At 52.9% G+C, this 26,737-nt stretch carries 24 protein-coding genes and 1 pseudogene; 10 read left to right on the top strand and 15 right to left on the bottom strand.

Going from position 1 to position 26,737, the window contains the following annotated elements; translation table 11 throughout:
• The first annotated feature begins 178 nt into the window (after window positions 1–178).
• Together cstA and ACQ29O_RS15730 are read left to right on the top strand one after the other, a co-directional pair.
• Window positions 179–2,284 (top strand): pyruvate/proton symporter CstA, encoded by a 2,106-nt coding sequence (cstA, locus tag ACQ29O_RS15735; protein WP_001043105.1) that lies wholly within the window; start codon window positions 179–181, stop codon window positions 2,282–2,284.
• A 63-nt stretch (window positions 2,285–2,347) separates the two neighbouring features.
• The gene (locus tag ACQ29O_RS15730) at window positions 2,348–2,545 is read left to right on the top strand and encodes a YbdD/YjiX family protein (protein WP_000460619.1); all 198 of its coding nucleotides are present in this window, start codon (window positions 2,348–2,350) and stop codon (window positions 2,543–2,545) included.
• 35 nt (window positions 2,546–2,580) lie between these two features.
• On the opposite strand, the gene ACQ29O_RS15725 is transcribed toward ACQ29O_RS15730, so the two are convergent.
• The gene (locus tag ACQ29O_RS15725) at window positions 2,581–3,669 is read right to left on the bottom strand and encodes an oxidoreductase (protein ID WP_001016849.1); all 1,089 of its coding nucleotides are present in this window, start codon (window positions 3,667–3,669) and stop codon (window positions 2,581–2,583) included.
• Between the two features lie 126 nt (window positions 3,670–3,795).
• On the opposite strand from ACQ29O_RS15725, the gene ACQ29O_RS15720 reads away from it, so the two are divergent.
• Window positions 3,796–4,956, top strand: a complete 1,161-nt coding sequence (locus tag ACQ29O_RS15720) for a pyridoxal phosphate-dependent aminotransferase (RefSeq protein ID WP_001245592.1) — start codon at window positions 3,796–3,798, stop codon at window positions 4,954–4,956.
• Here the strand turns inward: ACQ29O_RS15720 and ACQ29O_RS15715 are convergent, their stop codons facing one another.
• From ACQ29O_RS15715 to dsbG, 4 genes and pseudogenes are all read right to left on the bottom strand, one after another.
• Complete coding sequence (locus ACQ29O_RS15715) at window positions 4,957–5,574, bottom strand: IbrB-like domain-containing protein (RefSeq protein WP_001164758.1); 618 nt, start codon at window positions 5,572–5,574, stop codon at window positions 4,957–4,959. It lies immediately after the preceding gene.
• A pseudogene (locus ACQ29O_RS15710) lies at window positions 5,547–6,781 on the bottom strand (phosphoadenosine phosphosulfate reductase). The gene ACQ29O_RS15715 and the pseudogene ACQ29O_RS15710 overlap by 28 nt, the downstream one beginning before the upstream one ends.
• A 165-nt stretch (window positions 6,782–6,946) precedes the next feature.
• Entirely contained in the window at window positions 6,947–7,849 is a 903-nt protein-coding gene (gene citR / locus ACQ29O_RS15705; protein WP_020937082.1) for a DNA-binding transcriptional repressor CitR, read from the bottom strand.
• Window positions 7,850–8,165: 316 nt separating this feature from the next.
• Window positions 8,166–8,912 (bottom strand): thiol:disulfide interchange protein DsbG, encoded by a 747-nt coding sequence (gene dsbG / locus ACQ29O_RS15700; protein ID WP_000597121.1) that lies wholly within the window; start codon window positions 8,910–8,912, stop codon window positions 8,166–8,168.
• Window positions 8,913–9,352: 440 nt separating this feature from the next.
• Between dsbG and ahpC the strand changes: the two genes are divergently transcribed.
• The 6 genes from ahpC to ACQ29O_RS15670 all read left to right on the top strand — a co-directional run bounded on the left by ahpC (window position 9,353) and on the right by ACQ29O_RS15670 (window position 16,209).
• On the top strand, window positions 9,353–9,916 hold the full coding sequence (ahpC, locus tag ACQ29O_RS15695; protein ID WP_000052802.1) for an alkyl hydroperoxide reductase subunit C: 564 nt from the start codon (window positions 9,353–9,355) through the stop codon (window positions 9,914–9,916).
• Window positions 9,917–10,157: 241 nt separating this feature from the next.
• Window positions 10,158–11,723, top strand: a complete 1,566-nt coding sequence (gene ahpF / locus ACQ29O_RS15690; protein WP_000887641.1) for an alkyl hydroperoxide reductase subunit F — start codon at window positions 10,158–10,160, stop codon at window positions 11,721–11,723.
• A gap of 332 nt (window positions 11,724–12,055) precedes the next feature.
• Entirely contained in the window at window positions 12,056–12,616 is a 561-nt protein-coding gene (locus ACQ29O_RS15685; RefSeq protein ID WP_000377428.1) for a TorD/DmsD family molecular chaperone, read from the top strand.
• Window positions 12,609–14,888: a molybdopterin-dependent oxidoreductase gene (locus tag ACQ29O_RS15680; protein ID WP_000064320.1), complete on the top strand. Its 2,280-nt coding sequence runs from the start codon at window positions 12,609–12,611 to the stop codon at window positions 14,886–14,888. The genes ACQ29O_RS15685 and ACQ29O_RS15680 overlap by 8 nt, the downstream gene beginning before the upstream one ends.
• The gene (locus ACQ29O_RS15675; protein ID WP_001250383.1) at window positions 14,885–15,442 is read left to right on the top strand and encodes a 4Fe-4S dicluster domain-containing protein; all 558 of its coding nucleotides are present in this window, start codon (window positions 14,885–14,887) and stop codon (window positions 15,440–15,442) included. Before ACQ29O_RS15680 ends, ACQ29O_RS15675 begins: the two co-directional genes overlap by 4 nt.
• Window positions 15,442–16,209, top strand: a complete 768-nt coding sequence (locus ACQ29O_RS15670) for a dimethyl sulfoxide reductase anchor subunit family protein (protein WP_000417098.1) — start codon at window positions 15,442–15,444, stop codon at window positions 16,207–16,209. Before ACQ29O_RS15675 ends, ACQ29O_RS15670 begins: the two co-directional genes overlap by 1 nt.
• A 67-nt stretch (window positions 16,210–16,276) precedes the next feature.
• On the opposite strand, the gene uspG is transcribed toward ACQ29O_RS15670, so the two are convergent.
• The gene (uspG, locus tag ACQ29O_RS15665) at window positions 16,277–16,705 is read right to left on the bottom strand and encodes a universal stress protein UspG (protein WP_000278499.1); all 429 of its coding nucleotides are present in this window, start codon (window positions 16,703–16,705) and stop codon (window positions 16,277–16,279) included.
• A gap of 222 nt (window positions 16,706–16,927) precedes the next feature.
• Between uspG and ACQ29O_RS15660 the strand changes: the two genes are divergently transcribed.
• Window positions 16,928–18,166: a zinc-dependent alcohol dehydrogenase gene (locus tag ACQ29O_RS15660; RefSeq protein ID WP_000646124.1), complete on the top strand. Its 1,239-nt coding sequence runs from the start codon at window positions 16,928–16,930 to the stop codon at window positions 18,164–18,166.
• 82 nt (window positions 18,167–18,248) lie between these two features.
• On the opposite strand, the gene rnk is transcribed toward ACQ29O_RS15660, so the two are convergent.
• The 9 genes from rnk to citC form a co-directional block, all read right to left on the bottom strand.
• Window positions 18,249–18,659 carry a nucleoside diphosphate kinase regulator gene (rnk, locus tag ACQ29O_RS15655; RefSeq protein WP_000089748.1) on the bottom strand — a complete coding sequence of 137 codons (411 nt, stop codon included), beginning with the start codon at window positions 18,657–18,659 and terminating at the stop codon, window positions 18,249–18,251.
• 234 nt (window positions 18,660–18,893) lie between these two features.
• A complete protein-coding gene (rna, locus tag ACQ29O_RS15650) occupies window positions 18,894–19,700 on the bottom strand; it encodes a ribonuclease I (RefSeq protein ID WP_001092577.1) in 807 nt (268 codons plus the stop codon).
• Window positions 19,701–19,809: 109 nt separating this feature from the next.
• Entirely contained in the window at window positions 19,810–21,273 is a 1,464-nt protein-coding gene (gene citT / locus ACQ29O_RS15645; RefSeq protein WP_000059042.1) for a citrate/succinate antiporter CitT, read from the bottom strand.
• Between the two features lie 37 nt (window positions 21,274–21,310).
• Window positions 21,311–22,207 (bottom strand): triphosphoribosyl-dephospho-CoA synthase CitG, encoded by an 897-nt coding sequence (gene citG, locus ACQ29O_RS15640; RefSeq protein WP_000982655.1) that lies wholly within the window; start codon window positions 22,205–22,207, stop codon window positions 21,311–21,313.
• Entirely contained in the window at window positions 22,179–22,730 is a 552-nt protein-coding gene (gene citX, locus ACQ29O_RS15635; RefSeq protein WP_001236063.1) for a citrate lyase holo-[acyl-carrier protein] synthase, read from the bottom strand. Before citX ends, citG begins: the two co-directional genes overlap by 29 nt.
• A gap of 3 nt (window positions 22,731–22,733) precedes the next feature.
• Window positions 22,734–24,263, bottom strand: coding sequence for a citrate lyase subunit alpha (gene citF, locus ACQ29O_RS15630; RefSeq protein ID WP_000192328.1), 1,530 nt, complete (start codon window positions 24,261–24,263; stop codon window positions 22,734–22,736).
• 9 nt (window positions 24,264–24,272) lie between these two features.
• Window positions 24,273–25,181 (bottom strand): citrate (pro-3S)-lyase subunit beta, encoded by a 909-nt coding sequence (citE, locus tag ACQ29O_RS15625; RefSeq protein WP_000622342.1) that lies wholly within the window; start codon window positions 25,179–25,181, stop codon window positions 24,273–24,275.
• Window positions 25,178–25,474: a citrate lyase acyl carrier protein gene (citD, locus tag ACQ29O_RS15620; RefSeq protein ID WP_000700679.1), complete on the bottom strand. Its 297-nt coding sequence runs from the start codon at window positions 25,472–25,474 to the stop codon at window positions 25,178–25,180. The genes citE and citD overlap by 4 nt, the downstream gene beginning before the upstream one ends.
• Window positions 25,471–26,547 carry a [citrate (pro-3S)-lyase] ligase gene (citC, locus tag ACQ29O_RS15615; RefSeq protein ID WP_000467872.1) on the bottom strand — a complete coding sequence of 359 codons (1,077 nt, stop codon included), beginning with the start codon at window positions 26,545–26,547 and terminating at the stop codon, window positions 25,471–25,473. The genes citD and citC overlap by 4 nt, the downstream gene beginning before the upstream one ends.
• Window positions 26,548–26,737 lie beyond the last annotated feature (190 nt).

Raw genomic sequence — 26,737 nt, 5'->3', positions numbered from 1 at the left:
TGGCAAAGTAAAATGCAATTGCAGCATTAACGAAGAAAGGAAGTGATCTGGTTAACACTGTAATGTAAAAAATGGGTAACAATCCGGTTTTATCATGTTGTTGTGTTGTTAATTACGGTAAAGGTGTTATAGAAACAAAATGTAACATCTCTCTGGAACACCCAAACGGACAACAACTATGAATAAATCAGGGAAATACCTCGTCTGGACAGCGCTCTCAGTATTGGGTGCGTTTGCCCTGGGCTATATTGCGTTAAATCGTGGGGAACAGATCAACGCGCTATGGATCGTGGTGGCGTCGGTCTGTGTCTATCTTATTGCGTATCGTTTTTATGGGCTCTATATCGCCAAAAAAGTGCTGGCGGTTGACCCAACGCGTATGACGCCCGCGGTACGTCATAATGATGGTCTGGATTATGTCCCGACCGATAAAAAAGTGCTGTTCGGTCACCATTTTGCGGCCATTGCTGGCGCAGGTCCGCTGGTCGGGCCGGTACTGGCGGCGCAGATGGGCTATCTGCCGGGGATGATCTGGCTGCTGGCGGGCGTCGTGCTGGCGGGAGCGGTGCAGGACTTTATGGTGCTGTTCGTCTCGACCCGGCGCGATGGGCGTTCGCTTGGCGAGCTGGTTAAAGAGGAGATGGGCGCGACGGCAGGGGTGATCGCGCTGGTGGCCTGCTTTATGATCATGGTGATCATTCTGGCCGTCCTGGCGATGATCGTGGTGAAAGCGCTGACCCATAGCCCGTGGGGAACGTACACTGTCGCGTTCACTATTCCACTGGCGATTTTTATGGGCATCTACTTGCGTTATTTGCGTCCGGGGCGCATCGGCGAGGTGTCGGTCATTGGGCTGGTATTTCTTATTTTCGCTATTATTTCCGGCGGATGGGTGGCGGCAAGCCCAACCTGGGCGCCGTACTTTGATTTTACTGGCGTGCAGCTTACCTGGATGCTGGTGGGTTATGGTTTTGTCGCGGCGGTACTGCCGGTCTGGCTGCTGCTCGCGCCGCGTGATTACCTCTCTACCTTCCTGAAAATTGGTACGATTGTCGGTCTGGCGGTCGGGATTCTGATTATGCGTCCGACGCTGACTATGCCGGCGCTGACCAAATTTGTTGATGGTACCGGACCGGTCTGGACGGGCGACCTGTTCCCGTTCCTGTTTATTACCATCGCCTGCGGCGCGGTCTCCGGTTTCCATGCGCTCATCTCCTCCGGCACGACGCCGAAGATGTTGGCCAACGAAGGCCAGGCCTGCTTTATCGGCTACGGCGGGATGTTAATGGAATCTTTCGTCGCCATTATGGCGCTGGTCTCCGCCTGTATTATCGATCCGGGTGTTTACTTTGCGATGAATAGCCCGATGGCGGTACTGGCGCCAGCGGGGACAGCGGATGTCGTAGCTTCTGCCGCGCAGGTGGTCAGTAGTTGGGGTTTCGCTATCACGCCGGATACGTTACACCAGATTGCCAATGAAGTCGGCGAACAATCCATTATCTCCCGCGCAGGCGGAGCGCCAACGCTGGCGGTAGGGATGGCCTACATTTTACATGGCGCGTTGGGCGGCATGATGGATGTGGCGTTCTGGTATCACTTCGCCATTCTGTTTGAAGCGCTGTTTATTCTGACGGCGGTGGATGCGGGCACCCGTGCGGCGCGCTTTATGTTGCAGGATTTGTTGGGCGTAGTGTCGCCAGAGCTGAAACGTACCGATTCGTTGCCAGCGAACCTGCTTGCTACGGCATTGTGCGTGCTGGCGTGGGGGTATTTCCTCCATCAGGGCGTGGTCGATCCGTTGGGCGGTATTAACACCCTGTGGCCGCTGTTTGGCATCGCTAACCAGATGCTGGCGGGTATGGCGCTGATGCTTTGCGCCGTGGTACTGTTCAAAATGAAGCGTCAGCGTTATGCGTGGGTCGCGCTGGTGCCGACGGCCTGGCTGCTGATTTGTACGCTGACGGCGGGCTGGCAGAAAGCGTTTAGTCCGGATGCGAAAATCGGCTTCCTGGCCATTGCCAATAAGTTCCAGGCGATGATCGACAGCGGCAATATTCCGCCGCAGTACACCGAATCGCAACTCGCGCAGTTGGTATTCAATAACCGTCTGGATGCCGGGCTAACCATCTTCTTTATGGTGGTGGTCGTGGTGCTGGCGGTCTTCTCTATTAAGACGGCGCTGGCCGCTCTGAAGATTGATAAACCGACGGCGAATGAAACGCCGTATGAGCCGATGCCGGAAAATGTGGATGAGATCGTGACGCAGGCGAAAGGCGCGCACTAATCTTTTTACATCAATAGCCCTCTCCAGAATAAGGAGAGGGCATTTGAATGACAGGTGACAACGATGTTCGATACGCTTTCGAAAGCCGGAAAATATCTGGGACAGGCCGCAAAAATGATGATTGGCGTGCCAGACTACGACAACTATGTTGAGCATATGCGCATAACGCATCCGGATCAGACGCCGATGACCTATGAAGAATTTTTCCGCGAGCGGCAGGATGCGCGCTATGGTGGAAAAGGCGGCGCGCGTTGCTGCTGAGGGTTGCCAGGCCTGATAAACGCAACGTCACCAGGCTATATTCTGAAAAATTCAACTTTTTCAAACGCCGCACGCAGGGTGTCTGGCGTTAACGTCACCGGTAAATAGTGGATGGATTCGACCGGGCGCAGGGTATGCGCGATGACCCTATCGATCTCGGCGGTGTTATGAATATCCACGTCCAGTTCGCTAAGCCGGGCCGGCAGATGAAATCGCCGGTACGCTGTAATCAATTGCGCCAGCACGTCATCTTGTCCCAGTAGCGCGCTTTGCACCAGAATGCCATAAGCCACTTTCGTTCCGTGCAGGAATTTTTCCGTTTGCGGCAGAACGGTCAGACCGTTGTGTACCGCATGGGCGGCGGCGACACGGGTATAGCGTTCCCCGAGGCCGCCGACCATACCGCCGCCAGCGATAATCGCATCCACCACGTCGCAAAATGCCTGGGTCAGCCGACGCTGCTGTTTATCCGCTAATGCTTGTTCGCTGCTGGTCAGCAGGAGATCGCGAATAGCGCACGCGCTGTTAATGCCCAGTCTTACGGTCAATGGCAACGTTTCAGGCTGCGGCGCAAGCACAACGGCTTCATACCATTTCGCCAGCGTATCGCCAATGCCAGCTAACAGATAGTCATCGGGCGCCTGCAGAATAATGCGCGGTTCGACCAGCACCAGAAAATTGGCATCATCAAAAATTTCGAACTGTAACGCCTGTCCCGCGTCGTTATACCAGACGGAAAGCGGTGTCCAGGCGGCGCAGGTTGCCGCGATTGTCGGGATAGCGACAAACGGCAGCGCCAGACGGCGGGCGAGCGCTTTGGCGGTATCGAGCAGCGCGCCGCCGCCGACGCCTATCACCACCTGACGATCGTCGTTGCAGGCGTGCGCCAGTTGGGCAACATGGCGTTCGCTACAATGGCCGGTAAACGGCAGATGCTTTGCGCCAGCACGTTCAAACGCTTCCGGCAGGTAAGGCCGGGCGGCGGCAATCGCGCGTTCGCCGTACACCCAAACGGCGTGGGAAAGCTGTTCCGGCGTGAAAAAGTCGGTCAGTCTTTCGAGGCTTCCTGCATGGGAAAAATAATTCGCCGGGCCGGTAACGACGCGGATCTCAGTGTGGTTCATGTTGTGTTATCCTTAGGGTCTTCTCACCGTTGTTATTATATTTAGACATCTAAACGTCTTGATTGCCAAATACTAACACCCTGTGATAGTGTGTCAACAACCACATCACTGGCGGGTATGAAGATAATGAGAAATAACCCACTGATTCCAAAAAGCAAATTGCCAAATCTTGGTACCACGATTTTTACGCAAATGAGCGCGCTGGCGCAGAAACATCAGGCAATAAATTTATCGCAAGGCTTCCCTGATTTTGATGGTCCTCGTTATTTGCACGAGCGGTTGGCTTATCATGTCGCGCAGGGCGCGAATCAATATGCGCCGATGACGGGGGCGCAGGCGCTGCGGGAGGCCATTGCCGATAAAACGGCGGAAATATATGGTTATCGACCCGATGACGTCAGTGATATCACCGTCACAGCGGGCGCGACAGAAGCGCTGTATGCGGCGATTACCGCGCTGGTGCGGGCAGGGGATGAGGTTATCTGTTTCGATCCCAGTTACGACAGCTATGCCCCGGCCGTGGCGCTCTCCGGCGGAGTGTTAAAACGCATAGCGCTTACGCCGCCGCATTTTCGCGTCGACTGGCAGGCGTTTTCGGCGTTGCTTAGCGAGCGCACGCGACTGGTGATCCTCAATACGCCGCATAATCCCACCGCTACCGTCTGGCGCCAGGCGGATATCGAGGCGCTGTGGCAGGCTATCGGCGAGCGGGAAATTTATGTATTAAGCGATGAAGTGTACGAACATATTTGTTTTGCCGCCGAAGGTCATGCCAGCGTACTGGCGCACCCTCAGTTACGAGAGCGGGCGGTTGCCGTTTCATCGTTTGGTAAAACCTTTCATATGACAGGATGGAAGATTGGTTACTGCGTTGCGCCTGCGGCCATTAGCGCCGAAATACGCAAAGTTCATCAGTACCTGACGTTTTGCGTCAATACGCCGGCGCAACTGGCGCTGGCGGATATGCTGCGCGCCGCGCCGGAACACTATCGCGCGTTACCCGATTTTTACCGGAAAAAACGCGATGTGTTGGTTAACGCGCTGGCGCAAAGCCGATTAAAAGTGCTGCCCTGTGAAGGTACCTATTTTCTGTTAATCGATTACAGCGCAGTGTCGACGCTAAATGACGTTGAGTTTTGTCAGTGGCTAACCGAAGAAGTCGGTGTCGCCGCTATTCCGCTCTCTGTCTTTTGCGCCGCCCCTTTCCCGCATCAGCTTATACGTTTATGTTTCGCTAAACAGGAATCAACGCTGCTGGCCGCCGCAGAGCGCCTGTGTAAACTGTAGTTATTTAACCGTCCACGCTCTGGAGAATCGACGGTCTGCAAAAAGCTCCTGCAGGCCGTTGATCTGTTTCAGGCGCAGGACTTCATCGGCGTCCATACCTAACTCCTGGCCGATTTTGCTCTCGTCCCAGCCTAGCAGAGAAAGTTCGCGCACGATTTCTGACATGGCGTGGATCTGGTGGCGCCCGCGCGCGCGGTTATGCCGAATGGTTGCCGCCATGCGTTCGTGACGTTCTCTGTCCAGACACGTTATCGGCAGGTAGCCTTTCAGACGCCTTTTCAGGGCCGCTTTTCCTTTGCCCAGCTCATGACGGTGAAAACTGTCTACAATCTCGTACTCCTCCGTATTGGCCTTTACCACCACGATCGGCTGAGTAAACCCATCTTGTTCAATCGATTTAAGCAGCAGTTTTTTCTCCGGCGGCGCAACGTTATTCGGGTTGTAGTCATTAGGTGAAATATGATCGTTTTTCACCCACAGGACACAATCGACAGGCTCATCGCGAAAAGGACTAACGCTATGTATCGCCATTCTAAATTCATTAATGGCGGCGATCCTCTCCTCTTCAGGCAGTTCAGAGAGAAAGTGAGTTATTTCGGTTGTGAGTCGGTGTTGCATAAGATCCCCCATTCCTGGCGTTTAGCTTTCATACGTTCGTTATAACGCTGGTAATTCTTAGGTTTTGTCGGACTGAATGACAGCGCCCGGCACCAGTAATCATTGTTCAGTAATACTTTGCAGATCCGTCGCCACGACGGAATATCGCGCGATCCGATATCGCCATGCTGCGTTTGTGGAATGGTGTGCATGCCTTTTTTCTTATACCACTGCAAATAAACGGCGATTTTATTACGGTAATGTTCGGCAGTGACTTCAGGCATACTGTGTAGCAAGAGCAGCGCGTACTCTTCCCAGTTAAGGTGATCGGGTTTTAAAATTTTCCGGTGGCCGTAAAAATGGCTGTCTTGTCCGGCGTATATTCCTCCGCTGAGTGCGCCGCTGACTCTGGCGCACATGGCCGCCCAGCGCTCAGGTTCGATAACATGATACAGCCATAACCCCTGTCGTTGTTCCGGGCCGAACGGTTCGCAAATACGCATGTAACGGGGCGGTACTCCAGCCTGATACATCAAATTATACAAAGGGTTACATGGTTTACCTGTTTTGGCGAACCAGGTCCAGATATCTGCGGTTTTCCAGTCATAGATGGGATAGATATACCAGGTGTGCCCTTTAGGGGCTAACGTGGTCCAGGGCTTATCGTCGGCAAAGCGCAGCTTATGCGAGTTAGCGATAGCGGCAAATCGGTTATAGGATTCGTCGGAACGAATACCGACCAGCATAGCGGCAGGACGTTTTTCTGAAAACCAGTCGGCAAAATCGCGAACGAACTGTTCAAAGGTCATGCCGTGTTGATAAAAGGAAAAAAAGCCGGATCGGTAATCGCATCTTCTGGCGGTTGTCGTACCCAGTCGGTACCCGGCTGCCAACACTGCCACTCCGGCTGGTATTGTGAAAGGGAATTTTGTGTGGTTAAGGGTAATGCGACCCAATAAAAACGCTCAATAACGTCCGCGTAGTATTCACGTAACGATTCAATATAGGCGATGGTACAGGAGAATTGCGCTTCCCAGTCAATGAAGAGAACATGGATCTTTTTATTCATTTTGCGCGCCAACGTTGCCGTCAGGTGCAACATAAGTCCTGAATCTTTACCACCAGAAAATGAGACGCAGACCCGGGGTAAGGTTTCCAGGGTCCACATTATACGCTCTTGAGCCGCTTCCAGAACATTTTGCTCGAGCGGAACTTTATAAACCGACATCTCTGGATAGTCTCCGATGTGTTAACTACAGTATATTCGAAATAATTAACATAAAGGATAAGCAGATTAGATGAACTTGCAATGCTTTATTATATTTGTAAAATAAATATATTCCATAAACATATACATTAAATTTATATTAATATCCGTTATCTGACCTTCTTATTAATGTTTTTTTGTGATGTGCTCAATGAGCTCAGCAAATCCGCTATTATTCAGCGAAGCCCTATTATACATAAGATAGAATTGTATGGGAGCAATGGTAAAAGGTATGGTGACTTTTTTAAGTTTGATAGAGGAAGAGTAATAGTCAAAAAATGTTTGTGGTAAAAAAACAATAAGCTCCGTGGAGCTGATAGAGTTGGCGATGGTCATCAGCGATTTGCTTCTGAAACCAATTATTCTTTCCCCCAGCACATCATCCATAAGTGAATGATATTCTTTCATACCGGTTGCCCGGGAGACGAGTTGCGTAAATGACTCTTGTAGAATTTCGTCGATAGTGGCGGTGTCGCCTAGTCGGGGATGGTTTTCACTGCAAACCAAGATGCATTCTAGCCTATTAAAGTGAGTACAAACAATAGAACGATTATTCAGTGGGGCCATTGAAACCACAATATCTGCTTTGCGGTAGGCAAGCAGATCTTCAGGCAGTTCGTCAGTGGTCAAAATGTCGTGATGTTCAATTTCAACCTGTGGATCTTTGCGGATATATTTAACTAATTTCATCACATATTGGGTGATCAACAGCTGTGGGCTGTAGATAATAAATTTTTTCTTCAGGCTGGACTGATTCATTATATTAATAGTTTGTTCCAGGCTGTTAAGATTATTTTCTAAATGATAATGTAAATTAATGCCTGTTACGGTAGGCGTAATTCCTTTGCCTGAACGAATAAATAGAGGGTCGTTGAATTGCGTGTGCAGGCGTTGCAATGACTGGCTTACGGCAGAAGGTGTAATATTGAGTGTTTCTGCTGCTTTGCTAATGCTTAAATGTTGATAGATACATTCAAATATAACCAACAGGTTAAGATCGAATTTTTTAAGGTCGTAAAGGTTAGCCATAGTATGTTCCCGGCATTATCATGGTATCTTCCATGATTATGACTTAATCTCAATAATTTACCAGAGTTATGTTTATTAAACTTAATGTAGAGTTTATTTAAACTAAAATACCACAGTTATGAATATTTTAGCGAGTAAATAATTACAGTAAAGGCGGACATAACGTACACTTTTATAACCACGCCGTTAGTCTAAAAAGGCTGTGTCGGATGACATGCTGGTCTGGCGTCGCGTTAATGCCAGTCAGAGGTTGGCCCGACAAACGTAGCGCTATCGGGCGTGGTACGGTTAAGCTCCAGCTTTGCTAATTTCTGCGTTAAGGCTGCCCCATCATGGCGTCCAGTTGCGCTTTTTCCGGTAAACCCACAACCTGTTGCAAAATCTTATCTTTATTCATGTAATAAATTGCTGGCGTCGCGTTAGCGTCAAGATCGTCCATTAGCTGCTGATTCTGATTAATGACTTTCATCTGCGCCGGGGGGATGGACGCCGGAACCTCCAGCTTCATCTTTCCTGCGGAGGCTTCATAGTCATGCCAGGTTTTCGCCGGGTCTTTCGCGGCTAAAATCGCTGCGGCTGTGGCCGGGCTTTCCGGTTTAATCACGCCGACCAGTAATGTGCGTAATTGTACCTTGCCGGATTCGACCCACGGACGAGCTTGTTGCCAAAACTGCTTACAATAGGGGCAGAAAGGGTCGGCGAAGACATACAGCACCACCGGCGCGTCTTTTTTACCGTCGAGTATCCATGACGCTTTTTCCATTTTCTGCCACATTTCACGTCCGGCCGGTGCATAGATCTCTTTTTCTATCAGGGCGTTGCTAAGATTTTCGCCTTTTTCATTATACATATAGCCGGAAATCGCGTGTTTACCGTCCGGCGTCAGGTAAATCGTGACGCCCATATCCTGATACTTTCCGAGATAGCCCTTCATGCCCCCCGGCGCCTCGAAGGATTTCAGGATAGTTATACCCTGTTTTTCAATGGCTTTAACCGGCGCAGGCAGTTCTTCCGCGTGGGCGAGAATGGGCAGCATAGCAAGCAGCAATGTACGTTTAATCATATTTTTTCCTTTTAATATCAAAGCGAAAAGAGTATTAATGATGATGCCTATCACAGACATAGGTAAGAGCTGGCGTGCCAGGATTGCCCTTTCTGTGCTGGGGTGATGTAATCCTTTTCGCTGTTACAGCCTTTGTTAAGGTAATGTAGAGCGCAACACTTAGCCAGCATATACGCTATGGATTTCGAGTTGCAGACAATACGTCTGTAATTTGCAAGACGAGTCGTACTGGCTCTGAAGTTACCTACGGGTAGTTCAGGTAATGGGGCCGCCTGTCAGGCGGCCTTTTTACTTTAGATGGCTGACAGGGCGCAGTGTTCACAATGTCGCCCGAAACGGGTTGTTAGTTAACGCTTATTGATTTGATAATGGAAACGCATTAGCCGAATCAGCAAAATTTCGTTAACTTACTCCTCAACGAAAACACGGAGGAAGTATAGATGTCCTTAATTAACACCAAAATCAAACCTTTCAAAAACCAGGCGTTCAAAAACGGTGAATTCATTGAAGTCACCGAGAAAGATACCGAAGGCCGCTGGAGCGTCTTCTTCTTCTACCCGGCCGATTTTACCTTTGTTTGCCCGACTGAACTGGGTGACGTTGCCGACCATTACGAAGAACTGCAGAAGCTGGGCGTAGACGTTTATTCCGTCTCAACCGATACTCACTTCACGCACAAAGCATGGCACAGCAGCTCTGAAACTATCGCAAAAATCAAATATGCGATGATCGGCGACCCGACTGGCGCCCTGACCCGTAACTTCGACAACATGCGTGAAGACGAAGGTTTGGCAGACCGTGCAACCTTTGTTGTTGACCCGCAGGGTATCATCCAGGCGATCGAAGTTACCGCTGAAGGTATCGGCCGTGACGCGTCTGACCTGCTGCGTAAAATTAAAGCAGCACAGTACGTTGCCGCTCACCCAGGCGAAGTATGCCCGGCGAAATGGAAAGAAGGCGAAGCGACTCTGGCTCCATCTTTAGACCTGGTCGGTAAAATCTAAATTTCCGTCGTCTTTCACGCCATAGCTGCGTTGGCGTCGCCTGCTCACCCCGGTCACTTACTTCAGTAAGCTCCCGGGGATTCTCAGGCTAGCCGCCTTACTCTGACGTGAAATACTTTGGAAATTGTTTCAGTCATGGGCGCACCCGCGCCCATTTCATTTCAGCACCATGACGCAAGTTGCATTAATGCAGTCCCGCGAAGTCGGCTTGCATGATGATGTTTTCAGAGAGGGAAGAAGAATGCTCGACACAAATATGAAAACCCAGCTCAGGGCTTACCTTGAGAAACTGACCAAACCTGTTGAGCTGATTGCCACGCTGGATGACAGCGCTAAATCGGCGGAAATCAAGGAACTGCTGGCTGAAATCGCCGAGCTGTCCGACAAAGTCACGTTTAAAGAAGACAATACTCTGCCGGTGCGCAAGCCGTCTTTCCTGATTACGAATCCAGGTTCTCAGCAAGGGCCGCGCTTTGCCGGTTCTCCGCTGGGCCACGAATTTACCTCGCTGGTTTTGGCGCTGCTGTGGACCGGCGGTCATCCGTCAAAAGAAGCGCAGTCGCTGCTGGAGCAGATTCGCGATATTGACGGCGATTTTGAATTCGAAACTTATTATTCACTTTCCTGCCATAACTGCCCGGACGTAGTGCAGGCGCTGAACCTGATGGCGGTGCTGAACCCGCGTATTAAACATACGGCAATTGATGGCGGCACCTTCCAGAACGAAATCACCGAGCGTAACGTGATGGGCGTTCCGGCGGTGTTTGTCAACGGTAAAGAGTTCGGCCAGGGACGTATGACTCTGACCGAGATTGTCGCTAAAGTGGATACTGGCGCAGAAAAACGTGCGGCGGAAGCGCTGAACAAACGCGATGCGTATGACGTGCTGATTGTCGGTTCCGGCCCGGCGGGCGCGGCGGCGGCGGTCTACTCGGCGCGCAAAGGCATCCGTACCGGTCTGATGGGCGAGCGCTTCGGCGGTCAGGTGCTGGATACCGTGGATATCGAAAACTATATCTCGGTGCCGAAAACCGAAGGCCAGAAACTGGCGGGCGCGCTGAAAGCGCATGTCAGCGATTACGACGTTGACGTTATCGACAGCCAGAGCGCAAGTAAACTGGTTCCGGCAGCGGCAGAAGGCGGCCTGCATCAGATTGAAACGGCGTCCGGCGCAGTCTTGAAAGCGCGCAGTATCATCATCGCCACCGGCGCGAAATGGCGCAATATGAATGTGCCGGGCGAGGATCAGTATCGCACCAAAGGCGTCACCTATTGTCCGCACTGCGACGGTCCGTTATTTAAAGGGAAGCGTGTGGCGGTCATCGGCGGCGGCAACTCTGGCGTTGAAGCGGCTATCGATCTGGCAGGTATTGTAGAACACGTTACGTTGCTGGAGTTCGCGCCGGAGATGAAGGCGGATCAGGTGCTACAGGACAAAGTGCGTAGCCTGAAAAATGTCGATATCATTTTGAATGCGCAAACGACAGAAGTGAAGGGCGACGGTTCGAAAGTGGTGGGGCTGGAGTATCGTGACCGTGTCAGCGGCGATATTCATAGCGTCGCGCTGGCAGGGATTTTTGTGCAGATTGGTCTGTTGCCGAATACCCACTGGCTGGAAGGCGCGCTTGAGCGTAACCGCATGGGCGAGATCATTATTGACGCCAAATGTGAAACCAGCGTTAAGGGCGTCTTCGCTGCAGGCGATTGCACCACCGTTCCTTACAAACAGATTATCATCGCCACAGGCGAAGGGGCGAAAGCCTCGTTGAGCGCCTTTGATTATCTGATTCGTACCAAAATCGCATAAAAAGAAGTAAGCACACCTGCAAGGCCAGTTAACTGGCCATCGTAAATGGCCCGATAGTGTAAGCTATTCGGGCCTGCGGTGTTTATGCCTGGGGAACGCCACTGGGTAAAACACCTTCTTCATTATCAATACTCTGAAACCGTCTGTTAATAACAGACGGTTTTTTATTTCAACGGTCTTCTGTTTTTAAACTTTGAAACAATAAAAAAGCCTTCTACGGATTTAACTGGAATTTTTCTGTTTTTTTATCAAAGAAAGATTAAGCGCTTCCGCTAACATGCCCATTCTTTTTTCTTGATTTATATTGCATTTGTATGTGAGGTTATTTATTCATGGATTCAATCTATGAATCACTGACGGAATTAGAAAAAACAGGGCTTACATTGCGTGATTTTTTTAATTCTCATGATAGTCATTCACTGAAATCTGCCTACGTGAGATTAAATCCCTCTGCTGCGGTAAACCTTACCGACCGGGCGTGGCTGGAAGCGGAGTATGACTTTAATGCGCTATTCGTCGGTCCTGGCAAGCTGCTGGCTGCGCCTTTCGCTTCAGTGTATCTGGAGGACGATGCGCTGGTGATGGGAAAGGCGACGCTGGAGATACGGGAGTTTATGGCAGCGTTGGGATTATCGGTTAATCAGGAGAGCAATATTCCTGACGATCATATTTCCTGCGTGCTGGAGTTGACCACACTATTACTGGCTAATACCCGGCAAACGTCACCATACCGATCTACTCTCACTCAATATATCAATAACTATTTAACAAAGTGGGTGCCATTATATATCGAAAAAATAAAAACTCATGCACAAACGACCACGTTATATACGGTGGCGGACATCTTATTTTATTGGCTTGATGAATTAAAACGAGAGTATCAATATGAGTAATGAGACAGGACATCTGAACAGACGTTCTTTTTTAAAGGGGATAGTGGCACTGGGCGCCGTTGCGGCTTTACCCGGAGGATTACTGACCTCCCGATGCGCGCTTGCGCAGCCGCCTGTTCCCTTTAACCCTAAAACGTACAAAATTTATCGTAACGCGTGTCCGCGTAACTGCTATGACACCTGTAGCCTCAAGACATGGGTAAAGGACGGGGTCATTACTTTCGTGGAAGGCGCGCCGGAATCAACATTTACTCACGGTACCCCTTGCGTCAAAGGGTTAAGCTATCCGCGCCGGGTTTATAGCCCCGATCGTATTAAATATCCCATGGCGCAGGACGTTCGCGGTAGCGGCAACTGGCGTCGCATCTCATGGGAAGAGGCGATGCAGCGCATTGCCGCCAAAATGCTGGAGATTAAGAAAAAAGACGGTTCTATGCTCGGTCTGGCGCTGACCAAATACTCCGGTAAGTTTGGCGTGCTGAACTATGCCGTTGAAGGGATGATGTCCTCGCTTGGCTACACCACCCGTTTTGCCGGTACGCCGTGCTGGCCTGCCGGTATCGACGCGCAAAACTACGACATGGGCGACATGTGGTGTAACGACCCGGAAGATATGGTGAAAGCGAAATACATCATTATCTGGGGCGCCAACCCGGCCTGGTGCTCAATGCACAGCATGAAGTACATCTATCAGGCGCGCGAGAAAGGGGCGAAGGTCGTGGTTATCGACCCGCTGCTGTCGCAGACTGCCGCCAAAGCCGATCTCTACCTGCGCGTACGGCCTGGCTCAGACGGCGCTCTGGCGCTGGGGATGGCGCGTCATCTGGTGGATAAAGGCCTGGTGGATCAGGACTTTGTCAACAACGATGCTCATGGCTATCCGGAATTTGAAGCCTATCTGCGTAATAACGTCACCGTGGAGTGGGCGGCAGAAATCTGCGGCCTGTCTGCGGATGTCATTCGCCAACTGGCGGAAGAGTTTACGGCGGTTAAGCCGGCCACGGTCTGGATTGGTTACGGGATGCAGCGTCATGTCAACGGCGGCGCCAACGTTCGCGCTATCGATGCCTTTGTCACTATGTCCGGCAACATCGGTGTCGAAGGCGGCGGCGCGCGTTATGGCCATCTGCATACCTGGGGCTTTAACTATAACGCCATGCTGCAGAAGCCGCCGGTGGGCGCTATTGGCATACCGGGAGCGGCGGGCACCACCAGTGAATTCGGGGCTGCCGCTGGCAGCGACGCCGTGCAGTACTCCGATCGCTCTCTGAATATCAACCAGACGGCGCAGGGGATTCTGGAGGCCAACGATCCGCCGGTTCGTATGCTGTGGGTCGCCTGTAAAAACCCGTTTGCCCAGGATTTCGATCGCAGCAAGATGAAAAAAGCGTTTGAAAAACTGGAAATGGTGGTCTGCGCCGATCAGTTCTTCAACGAAACGGTGCAACACGCTGATATCGTGCTGCCCGTTACCACCGCGTTTGAAGAGTGGAACGTGGATGCTTCTTACTGGCACTACTGGCTTTCCATTAATCAGCCGGCGATTAAGCCGATGTATGAAGCAAAATGCGACCTTGAAATCGCTACCATGCTGTCGCGCACCATTAATAAGATGGCGCCGGGTTCCTGTACCTTCCCGCAAGAGTTCGATCACAAGCGCTGGCTGGATCAGGAGTTCAACGACGGTATGGCGAAAATGTTTGGCATCTCTTCCTGGGACGATCTGCTGGACGGGCCGAAAAAAGCGATCCTGCCAAGTTCTGCCGCCTGGTACGACCGCAAGTTCAAAACGCCGTCAGGCAAGTATGAATTTAAATCTGAACTGGCGGAGAAAAACGGCCATACCGCGCTGCCGGAATACAAACCGGAAGCCGAGAGCAAACTGCCTTTCCATCTGTTTACGCCGCACGTGCAGTTTGGCCTGCACTCGCAGTTTATCAACCTGGACTGGATGCAGGTGTTCTACCCGGAACCGTTCGTTTATATCCATCCTTCTTCCGCACAGAAAAAAGGCATCAGCGAGAACGATCTGGTCAAAGTTTTCAATGGCACCGGTGAAGTTGAGCTGCGGGCAAAAGTCACCACCAACGTGCCGGAAGATTTTCTGGTGATGTATGAAGCGTGGTTCCCGAAACGGCAGTACAACGTGCAAAACGTCGTGGCCGATACGCCTGCTGATATGGGGCTGATGAAAACTGGCGCGCCGGGCGCCGCTATCCACAGTCAGTTTGCTGACGTTGTATTGATCGGTAAAGGGGAGTCCGTAGCATGAGACGTGCGTTTTTAGTGAATAGCGATAAGTGCATCGGCTGCCGTGGCTGTGCTATGGCGTGTAAAAGCTTTAACCAACTGGAGCCGGATCGCTTCTGGCGCTACGTTTATCCGTTGGATAAAGACATCTATCCACATGAAGAGCGGGCGTTTTACTCGCTGGCCTGTAACCACTGCGAACATCCGGCCTGCGTCGCCGCCTGTCCGGTCGAAGCCTATACCAAACGTGAAGATGGCGTGGTGGTGCATAACCCTGAGCGCTGCATTGGCTGCAAAAACTGTATTCGTAACTGTCCTTATGGCGCGCCGCGTTTTAATGAAGAGACGCGTAAAGCGGAAAAATGCAGTATGTGCTACGAGCGTCTTGATATCGGTATGAATCCGGCGTGCGTAAACGCCTGCCCGGTGGGCGCCTTGTCGATTATCGATTTGGATTCCGATCCTGTGCCCGATAATGCGGTGCAGTATCCGCCAGGGTTCCCGCATATGCCACAGCTCAATCCAGGAACGCGCTTTATTCTGGCGCGCCAGCCTAAGCAGCCGGAGGACAAGTAATGGAAAAATATGAACTGCCGCTGGTGTTTTTTACGGTATTAAGCCAGATGTCTGTCGGGATGGCTTTGGTACTGACATGGCGTACGCTGCGTGGTGAAGTGGAAGGCCAGCGTTTCTATTGGTTGGCCACCGGGCTGGTGCTGGCATTGGCGTCTATTGCCGCGATTCTGCATCTGGCGCATCCCGATCGCGCTTATGATGCGCTGATTAACCTGCGACATGCCTGGTTAAGTCGGGAAATCCTTGGCGCCACGTTGTTTGGCGCAGCGGTCGGCGTAACTTTCCTGGCAAAGGGACATAAAGCGATGGCTCTTATCGCCTCCGTGTTCGGCGTGTTACTGGTGGCGGTGCAGGGGATGACCTACGCCGCGCCAGCGATGGTAGCTATCGCTAATGGATTTACCATGCTGTTATTTTTTATTACGGTATGGGTCATGGGTTGCGCGGCGATTCCGCTGTTAAGACTCAGGCCTGCCGTTCCTGCGTTACGCCAGGGAATTGTGGTGTGTACCGCGGTACTTATCGCGGCGCCGCTGGTGTGGTTAAGCGGGGGAACGGTCATGCAGATGACGGCGCGTTCATGGCTGGCTTCCCCGTTTTATCTGGCAAGCCTGGTTTGCCTTGCGCTCGCTTTTGTCGCCAGCCGTCACGGTGATTCGCGCCCGAAACTCCTGTTCGTCTTGTTATTCGTTGGCGTATTTCTGAGCCGGCTGGTCTTTTTTGGCGACACGGTGAGTACTATTGTGAATATCGGGCATTTGTATTAACGATGATGCAGTAAAAAGCCCTGCCAGGCGTGACCTGGCAGGGCGTGTCAGTTTTTAGCCACCAGGGTTAACGCACAACCAATACCGGCAGCGTCGCATGGCGCACCACGCTTGAGGCGTTAGATCCCAACAGGTGTGTCGTGATAGACGGATTACGCGAACCGATTACCACGACATCCGCATCCAGTTCTTCGCCCATCTCATTGACGACATCGCGCACGCTACCAAAGCGAACATGCGTTTTAATTCGTGAAGGATCGATACTGAAGTGTCCCACCATCGTTTGCAGACGCGTTTCCGCCTCATGCTGTAAATGTTCTTCAAAGCGACGCACGTCGGCGGCAAAGCGATGCAGACTCATGCTCGCGGACCCAGGCAGTACATGCAACAGATGAATGACGCCATCCTGTTGCGCCAGAAACTCAGCGTGGCGAATGGCTTTATCGCTAAGTTCCATTTCAAAAACATCAACCGGCATAATGATTGTCTTATACATACCCGTTACTCCCTGTTAATCAATACTGAATTTATTCAAGCATATAATAATGTTTCTTTCTGCTATTCGTCTGGCAATTTTAAATATTACGGCAACCTGACGTTAAAAAAGTCGTGTATTTTCCAGGAAAAATCCTAAAGCCGCCTGTTTTGCCGGCAGTCTCTCCGGGATAGCTACCCTTTTATAGTCGAACGCAACATTCACCGTTACCCCGGAGGCTGCATGAAAGCATTGACGTATCACGGTCCACATCACGTAAAGGTTGAAAACGTACCCGATCCCGGCATTGAGCAGCCTGACGATATCATTTTGCGTGTTACCGCCACCGCGATTTGCGGATCTGATTTGCATCTCTATCGCGGCAAGATCCCACAGGTAAAACATGGCGATATTTTCGGCCATGAGTTTATGGGCGAGGTGGTGGAAACCGGACATGATGTGAAGAATATTCGAAAAGGGGATCGGGTCGTTATCCCGTTTGTCATTGCCTGTGGTGACTGCTTTTTCTGTCGGCTACAGCAATATTCAGCGTGTGAAAACACTAACGACGGACACGGCGCGACGATGAATAAAAAACAGATCCCACCGCCGGCGGCGCTGTTTGGGTATAGCCATCTGTATGGCGGCGTTCCCGGCGGACAGGCCGAATATGTTCGCGTGCCAAAAGGTAATGTCGGTCCATTTAAGGTGCCGCCGCTGTTATCTGACGATAAAGCGCTGTTTCTTTCTGATATTTTGCCTACCGCCTGGCAGGCGGCAAAAAATGCCCAGATTCAGCAAGGTTCCAGCGTGGCGGTTTTTGGCGCAGGGCCGGTAGGATTACTGACTATCGCCTGTGCGCGACTGCTGGGCGCGGAGCAGATCTTCGTCGTTGATCACCACGCCTGGCGCCTGCGTTTCGCCGAAGAACGTTACGGCGCGATACCGATCAACTTCGATGATGAGAACGATCCGGCGGAAAAAATCATCGAGCAGACGGCAGGACACCGCGGCGTGGACGCGGTAATTGATGCCGTAGGCTTTGAAGCGAAAGGCAGCTTGACGGAGACGGTTCTGACGAACCTTAAACTGGAAGGCAGCAGCGGCAAAGCGCTGCGACAATGTATCGCGGCGGTCAGACGCGGCGGCGTGGTCAGCGTGCCCGGCGTGTATGCCGGTTTTATTCACGGCTTTTTATTCGGCGACGCCTTTGATAAGGGGCTAACTTTTAAAATGGGTCAAACCCATGTTCACGCGTGGCTGGGGGAATTATTACCGCTTATTGAAAAAGGGTTGCTGAAGCCGGAGGAGATTGTCACGCACTATATGCCGTTTGAAGAGGCGGCGCGCGGCTACGAAATTTTCGAAAAACGCGAAGAAGAGTGCCGAAAGGTTATCCTGGTGCCGGGAGCGACGTCGGCACAAGCGGCGCAGAAACAGGCGACGGGAGTAATCAACCCGATGCCAGGCGGCGTTGTCTGAAACAGGCAGAAATGAAAGGGCTAACGGAAAGAGGATGCGCAGGCATCCTCTGTGTAAACGCATTAACGCTTATGCAGATGGTTTAACGCAGGAAGTCGCCCGCGGCTTCAGGCTGATATTCGAGTTCCAGCACTTCGAGATGGGTGGAGGCGCCGCCCGGCAGTTCCCAGTGAATGGTGTCGCCGACGCGCAGTCCCAGCAACGCCGCGCCGACGGGCGCCATTACCGAAAGCTGGGTACTGCTATCCGTCATATTGGCGGGGTACACCAGCGTCCGCACGCGTGTTTCACCATCGCTCAAATTGCGGAATTTAACGCGGCTGTTCATGGTGACGACATCGTTCGGCATCTCTTGTGGCGAACACATTTGCGCGCGATCCAGTTCGGCGTTGAGCGCGTCGGCAATCGGCAGATCCGCATACGCAGGCTGTTCCAGAAGACGATCAATACGTTCGGCGTCAAGGTCGTTAATGATAATAGTGGGTCTGGACATTTCTTACTCCATGTCATCGATACTGCGAGTAGTGCAGGTAAATGGTCCCAAAAGAAAACCCTCACCGTCTGGCGGCGAGGGTTTAACTCTCATGATGATACTGAGACTTACCCCGTCTTTGAAGTGATTTAGTTCACATTCGGGTAAATCCTCAAACGTCATAGCCCTGAGTGAATTTTAGTCTACATTCGGGCGTGTTCTCAAATGTGGCTACGGTTTTAAACCTCTGCTTCGTCAATAACCGGCTTTATCGATAATAAACTGTTTCCCGCAGTTGCCGGGATGCGGCTGCGGCTGGAATGAGGCAGAGGAGAGCGGGGCGTTAATCATCGACGCCTTTAATGAAAACTGAATCTCTGTTAAATAGGCGGGATTGCCATGGCAGTTTACTTTAACGGCTTTGACATTATCCTGGCCCCACATTTGTGCGACGACGCTATCAAACTCAGCGCGGCTAACGGTTTTGCCGTAATTATCCGTCAGAAACTGCCCCAGCGCGCTGTCTTTTATCGCCTTATCCAGCCGTATCATGGTGCCGAAATAGGCATTGGGATCAAACCCGAAACAGGCGCCATGTTTGGCATATTCGTAGCGCTCCAGACAGGAATTCCCCCCCGCGCCGGGCATCACTTCCTTAAGCGCTGTCGCGATGTCAGGCGAAAGTCCGGGGGTGGGGGCTGAGCATTTCCGGCTGGCCTTGACTTCAGGCAGATTCGGGATTGGCCGCGTCGCACAACCAAAGCGCTGCCAGCGTCTCTGGTCAACACCGCGTGCGGCGATAGATTTGGGTAATCCTGGCCACAGGCCGTGGACGGTCAGAAAGTCTGCTTTGTTGGCTGGCTCTTTTTGCAGACGGCACTCATCGGGCTCCCGATGGCGGCGTTCATGCTGGCTTTGACAAAAACCGGTTTGCCAGGAAAGCGCCAGCACATAGTCAGTGAAATCACCGTACTGTTGCGCCTGAAGTTCGTCGGCGTTGGCGGCAAAAATCGGGGTTAAGAGGGCAGCCAGCAGCGGACTGTAATGCCATATTGTGTTCATGATGAATTCGATAATTTATACACATTATGAATGTTACCCATTTAATCATAAAAAATGCCGCTCAGGTGAACCTGAACGGCATCATTTTTAACCTGCGTTGGCGTAATGTTTAATTCCACATTGCCAGAATCGGCCAGCCCACCAGCAACAGCATCGCGATATAGATAACGCCAAAGATTGCGCCAAGCCGCCAGTAGTCTCTGGATTTCACGTAACCGCAGCCGTAGATAATCACACCAGGGCCGGTGGCATACGGCGTCAGACAGCCCATGATACCGATAGACAGCACCAGCAGAATACACAGTTGTTCCATCGGAACGCCCGGAATGCCTTTACCCACTGCCAGAATGACCGGCAGCATGGTCGCGGTGTGAGCGGAAAGACTGGCGAACAGATAGTGCGCGAAATAGAACACCAGTACCAGTACAATCACGGTTGCATCCGGCGAGAAACCTTCCAGATGCGTACTCATGGTATTGGCGAACCAGTCAATAAAGCCGGAGCGGGTTAAGCCATTGGCCATGACCACCAGCGTAGCGAGGTTCACCAGGGTGTTCCAGGCGCTGTTGTAGCGCGTAATATCTTTCCACGGCACAACATGCAACGCCAGCATCAGCGAGACGGCCAGCAGACCCACGGCAGTGGCGTTGATGATTTTTCCACCAAAAACCCACAATCCTAAGCTAAGCAGCACCAGGCCAATCAGCGTCCACTCTTTGCGGGACAGACGCCCCATGTTTTTTAACTCGCCGCCAGCCCAGGCCGCGACTTCCGCACTGTGGGTCACTTCAGGTTTATAAAGTACATAGGAGAGCCACGGCGCAACGATCAGTAAAATAATCCCTACCGGCAGAAAGCTGAGAAACCACTGCAGCCAGCTAATCTGGACGCCAGCGATCTTGCTGACGAACTCCAGACCTAATACGTTCGGGGCCGCGCCAGTGACAAACATCGAAGAGCTCAGGCTGGTACTGATCACCATCATCCACATCAAATAACCGCCGATGCGGCGTGCGGAAGGATCGTTTGGAAACGATTTAAACAGCGGCGGCAGGTTCTTGATGACCGGGAAGACAGTCCCGCCGGTACGAGCCGTATTGGAGGGAGTAAACGGCGCCAGCAAAATATCGATAATGACAATCGCATAGCCGAGCGTCAGCGTGCGTTTACCCATGAATTTTACCAGAAACAGCGCAATGCGGCGCCCCAGCCCGGTCACTTCGTAGCCCAGCGCGAAAATAAACGCGCCGAAAACCAGCCAGACCGTGGTGCTGGAGAAACCGGCAAGCCCCCATTTCAGCGCCTGTTTACTGGCGTTAAACGCCGGATCGGCCAGTTCCGAAGCGTCAAATAGCAGGTAATTGCTGCCGATAACGCAAATGGTTACGGCGATAAAACTGATCGCTGTCGCCGGGATCGGCTCCAGGATCATACCGACAATCATCGCGACGAAAACCGCAAAATAGTGCCAGTCCTGCGGCGGCATACCATCTGGAACAGGAATTAGCAACATGACGCCCATCACCACTAATGGGGCCAACAACTTCCATATATTATCTTTGGATAAAGACATAAATGACTCTCCGGAAAGGATATTTTCTATAATTGTGTTAATGATTAACTTGCGAAATTTGCGCTAAAAACCAGGTCACGATCAGCAGATCGGCGCTACCGCCTGGGCTGAGATTGCGTTCAATGCATTGCTGATCGAACCGGTGGAGATAAACGAGATCGTCAGGCGTCCGTATGCCGCCCTGATGTAATAAGACCGCCGCCTGCTGCTGTAACCAGCGCAGACCGTCCGCCCCGCCGCGCGACGCGACGTTGGTATCGCCGTTAAGCGACATCAGCAGCAGTAAGGTATCAAGCAGCGCCAGTTCCGGATCGCGCCCCTGCGCCAGCAATGCGCGGTAGTGCGGTAACGCGTGGCGGATGACCAGCGGATAGCCCGCCTCCGCTTCGCCGCGCGCGCCAGTTAATCCCAGTTGCTGATACAGCCGCTGACCTGCGGTGAGCTGTAGGTTGTTCTGGCGCAGTTCGCGCGTGGTCAGGCCGCGGCAAAAATCGGCGGCGGTAGCGCAGAGTGTTTCTGCAGCGATCGGCTGGCGTAGCTGATACAGGCGGCCAATGGCGGCGCACAGTAACCCCAGCGAGAAAATGCTGCCTTTATGGGTATTGACGCCCGCCGTTGCGCGAAACATCGCTGCTTCACAGGCCATCCCCAATGGACGCAGGCCCGCCAGAACTGACTCTGGCGGCAGGCGCGTGCAGCTGGCGCCATATTCCATAAAGCGCGGCAGCCAGTGTCGAATCGCCTCTGCGCTGCGGTGAAAATCCGCCAGCGCCATATCTTTGTGCGCGCCGCAGTTTAGTCGGTCTACCAGACCGGGTTTTGGCGATAAATTTACCTCGGTCAGCATGGCGCGCCAGGCCAAATCGGCCCAGGCGTCATACAGCGACTGAGGCTGAATGGAGGCGTTAGTCGGGTTGGCGGGAATCGGCATCATGCAGCAGCGCCTCCATATGAATCAGTAAATCAGTCAGCGCGTGGGTTTTACCCCGCGCGCATTCAGCCGCGCTTTGCCCGCACAGCAGACAGCGGCGGGCGGGAAGCGCGAAATGGCGGCGGGAGAGTATTTCGCCTTCCGCCGTCAGGACATCGATATCCCACAGGCGCCCCAGTGGATAACGCTGTTCAAGTGCGATGGTCGCCTGTTTGAGCGCCTGAGCGGGCGCGTCAATCGCTAGCAGCCCTTCCGGCCCGCTGGCGGAAGCCAGTGCAGCCTGCTCCCGGATAGTCCAGCCATACTCTTCTGCCAGCGTGTGCAGGGCAGTCACGCCGTGATTAAAGATCCGGCGGGTTAACGCGCTGTCTTTTATCGGGCCTGGCGCCACCACGGTAAAGGAGACCAGTGGAGTGGCGTGGCGCGTTAGCCAGGCGCGCTGTCTTGCTTGTCTCTCATCCCGGCTGGCGAGCAGCTCAGGAATAGAAACGTCGTGACAGGTGGCGAGTTCAGGAAACAGGCGCATGGCTTATTCCTTCACCTGATGCACCACATCGATCACTGAACCGTCGCGATAACGCACGACAGCAATCACGCGGTCGGTGAATTCGATAGGGCGGGGCTGACCGGTAAGCAGTTGCGCGCGTTCGCGCAGCCACTCAATCGATACCACTTTCATTCCCGCTGCTTGCAGTCGTTCAGCCAGCTCCGGACGCGCCGGGTTGACGGCGATACCGTGATCGGTGACCAGAATGTCGACGCTGGAGCCTGGTGTGACGCAGGTGGTGACGTTATCAACCAGCGTTGGGATGCGACCGCGCACCAGCGGCGCGACGATGATGGACAGCGCCGCCGCGACGGCGGTATCGCAGTGGCCGCCGGACGCGCCGCGTAGAACGCCGTCGGAGCCGGTCAGCACGTTAACATTGAAGTGGGTGTCTACTTCCAGCGCGCTCAGCACCACCACGTCCAGACGGTCGACGGAAGCACCTTTAGAGCCCCAGTTGGCGTACTGGTTAGCGCTGATTTCGATATGGTTCGGGTTGCGGGCCAAAGATTGCGCAGCGTTACGATCGAAGCTCTGCACGTCAAGCAGTTTGCGGATTAAGCCCTTTTCATGCAGGTCGACCATGGTGGCGGTGATACCGCCCAGCGCGAAATTAGCCACAATGTTGCGGCTACGCATTTTGTCTTCCAGGAAGCGGGTGACCGCCAGCGATGCGCCGCCGGTGCCGGTTTGCAGGGAGAAACCTTCGTTGAAGTAGCCGGAGTGAGCAATGACTTCCGCCGCGCTGCGGGCGATCAGCAGTTCACGCGGATTAGTGGTCATGCGGGTCGCGCCAGCGCCGATTTTGTTTGCATCACCGACTTCTTCGATTTGCACGATCAGATCAACCTGATCCTGAGAGATGCTTGCCGGGTTATGCGGATACGGCAGCAGTTGCTCCGTCAGCATCACGACCTGCTTCGCGCTGTCGGCATCCACCATCGCGTAGCCCAGTGAACCGCAACAGGCCTTGCCGGTATAACCATTAGCATTACCGAATTCATCGCAGGAGGGCACGCCAAGAAACGCAACATCAATGTTGAGTTCGCCGCTTTGTACCAGATGTACACGACCGCCGTGGGAGTGAATCTGAACCGGCTCAGCCAGCAGGCCGCGAGAAATTTCTTCCGCCAGCGGGCCGCGCAGGCCTGACGTGTAGATGCGGCTGACCACCCCGTTACGAATGTGTTCAACCAGCGGCGCGTGGCAGTCGCTCAGCGAGCTGGAGGCCAGGGTCAGATTTTTGAAGCCCATCTTCGCGATGGTTTCCATCACCAGGTTAATCGTCAGATCGCCGCCGCGAAACGCGTGGTGAAAAGAGAGCGTCATGCCGTCGCGTAAACCGGAACGGCGGATGGCCTCTTCCAGGCTGGCGCACAGTTTGTGGTCGCGCGGTTTTTGCGCTTGTAGATCCAATTTTGCCGCACTTTGGTAAGCGCTCAGTTCGCTTTCAGCGTGACGGCTCCAGGCTGCTACGCGATCCTGGCGTTGAGATTCATTTTTCTGCGTCATTTTTTTGCCTTATTCTTCGCGAATACCGGAAAGTTCTGCACGGGAGAGCACCAGACGGGCGCGTTCAATCACCGGGCTGTCGACCATCTTGCCGTTAAGGGAAACGACGCCGAGACCTTCGCGGGCGGCGGCTTCTGCGGCTTCAACGACCAGACGCGCATGGGCGACCTCTTTACGCGTCGGCGCATAAAGGTTGTGCAGCAGTTCGATCTGGCGGGGGTTGATCAGTGACTTACCGTCAAAGCCCAACTGTTTAATGTGGGCGGCTTCTTGCAGGAAACCGGCTTCGTTGTTGGCGTCGGAATAGACGGTATCGAAGGCCTGAATGCCGGCGGAACGCGCGGCCTGCAAAATGGCGCAGCGGGCGAACAGCAGTTCGGTGCCTTCCGGAGAGCGTTCGGTGCGCAGGTTGCGAACATAGTCTTCCGCGCCCAGCGCAATCCCGATCAACCGTTCAGAGGCGTGGGCGATTTCTACCGCGCGGGTAATACCCAGCGGCGATTCCACGGCAGCTAACAGGCCGGTACTGCCCGGTTCGCGACCGCAGGCGTTTTCAATGCGCAGAATTTCGTTTTCGATATCAATGACGTCCTGCGCGGTGTCGGTTTTCGGTAAACGCACCACGTCCGCGCCGCCGCGCACGACCGCTTCCAGATCGTTGACGCCCCATTCGGAATCCAGCGCATTCACGCGGACAATGGTTTCGACGTCACGGTAAAGCGGGTGTTGCAGCGCGTGATATACCAGACGGCGCGCCGCATCTTTTTCGCGTAATGCAACGGAGTCTTCCAGGTCGAACATCAGCGCGTCGGCCGGGTAGATAAACGAATTGCTCACCATCGCCGCGTTGGCGCCCGGTACGAATAACATACTGCGGCGGGTGCGGGTTTTACGTTGTTGCAGAGAGGCGGAAATCATTGGCGATCCTCCCAGGGCAGAGCGGCAATACCGCTGGCGCGCGCCAGTAGCGTTTCCAGTCGGGCGCGCAAAATGCAGTCCAGAGCGCCTTTATCATCGACGTTCAGTTGTACGCCGCGCACGTCGTAGCGAGAAAGCACCTCCAGGATGGTGGCGCGAATGGCCTCGCCAAACTGTTTTTCAACGCTACTGTTGATTTGCAGGTCAATATCCTGCGTATCGAGCGGCGCAATGCGTATCATCACATCGCCGGACTCAAGCGTGCCTGCGACGGCTAGCTGGTTTATTTTCATTTTTCACCTGTTGCTAAGACGGGGGACTTTTGACGGGCTGCCGCGCTGCCCGGATGGCGTTCGACCATGCCCTGCAAATAGCGCAGGGTGGCGTCGGGAACCAGCGGCGCGATAGCCGTGAGATCGTGTTTAACCAGCAGCTTGCGTACCCAGGAGGCGGATATCGGCGTCTCCTGGAAGCAAAGCCGCTCTATTTCCACCAGCGTAATGGGTGGGGCGGGAAGCGTTGGCGTCTCCAGCCAGAAACGCATATCAAGGTTGTACTGGGCGGTAACGGTGCAAAACGGTTCCGTACCGACAAAGCGGTGTGTGATGCCAAGCGCGGGCGCCAGATACTGGCGAAAAATCTTCAGGTCGATTTCGGTATAACAGTGATTAATGACGCTCTGCTCTTTAATGAAATAGCAGGGGAACGTCGCCCGAGAAATAATGTATTCGGAGCCGCGGTGAACGGTTAAGCGCGGGATATCGGTGGTCCCTTTAAGAACCAGATCGAGTCGGTCTTCATAGGGAAAGCGTGATGTATCTTCTTTGACCAGGAACAGATGCAGCCAGTCGCACTGTGCCGCCGCCTGTTGGATCAGATAGCGATGGCCGTGCGTGAAAGGATTGGCGTTCATCACGATACAGCCAATTTTCTTTCCCTCATGACGCAATGTCGCCAGCGATTCCGCATACCGTTTCAACCGGGTCGCGCTATTTTCCATTAAGACCATTACGCCAGGGACGCTGGCTATCGTCGAAAAGCTGCACTGTTTAAACAGCGCTTCGTATTCCGTTTTGGTATAAATAAAAAGATGGGTGCAGTGCCGCTCCCAGGCGAGATTAATCAATTCCGTCGCCAGCGTTAACGCTAAGCCTTCGCCGCGTACTGATTCGCTAATGGCCACGCATTTAATGATATTTCCGGCAATACCGCCGCAGGCAATAAGACGGTCATCACGGCTGACGGTAATAAACACTTCTACAGTGGTATCGACGCTTAAATCATTCTCTTTGAGAAAGTGAGCGATCTCCGCCATTTTTTTATTTTCAGAGCGTTTTACCCGAGTGAATACATTATTGCCAAACATAGTAAGAAATATCCTGGTGATATGCTTGTTGCCACTTTTCTGTATATGTTGCGCTGTGTTGCAACTTGATAACTTTTTCTTTTCAGTCAGAGTGGGAGTTTTTTTATGACGAGTTATTTATTTTTCTCTCTGACGTATACATCGTAAGGAGTATTTTGGCGGTAAATTTTGATTTATTTCACAAAGCGTT

The sequence above is a fragment of the Salmonella sp. GDC200615 genome (genome assembly GCF_050574145.1).
Classification (GTDB): domain Bacteria; phylum Pseudomonadota; class Gammaproteobacteria; order Enterobacterales; family Enterobacteriaceae; genus Salmonella; species Salmonella enterica.
This window is presented reverse-complemented; position numbering and strand designations above follow the sequence as displayed.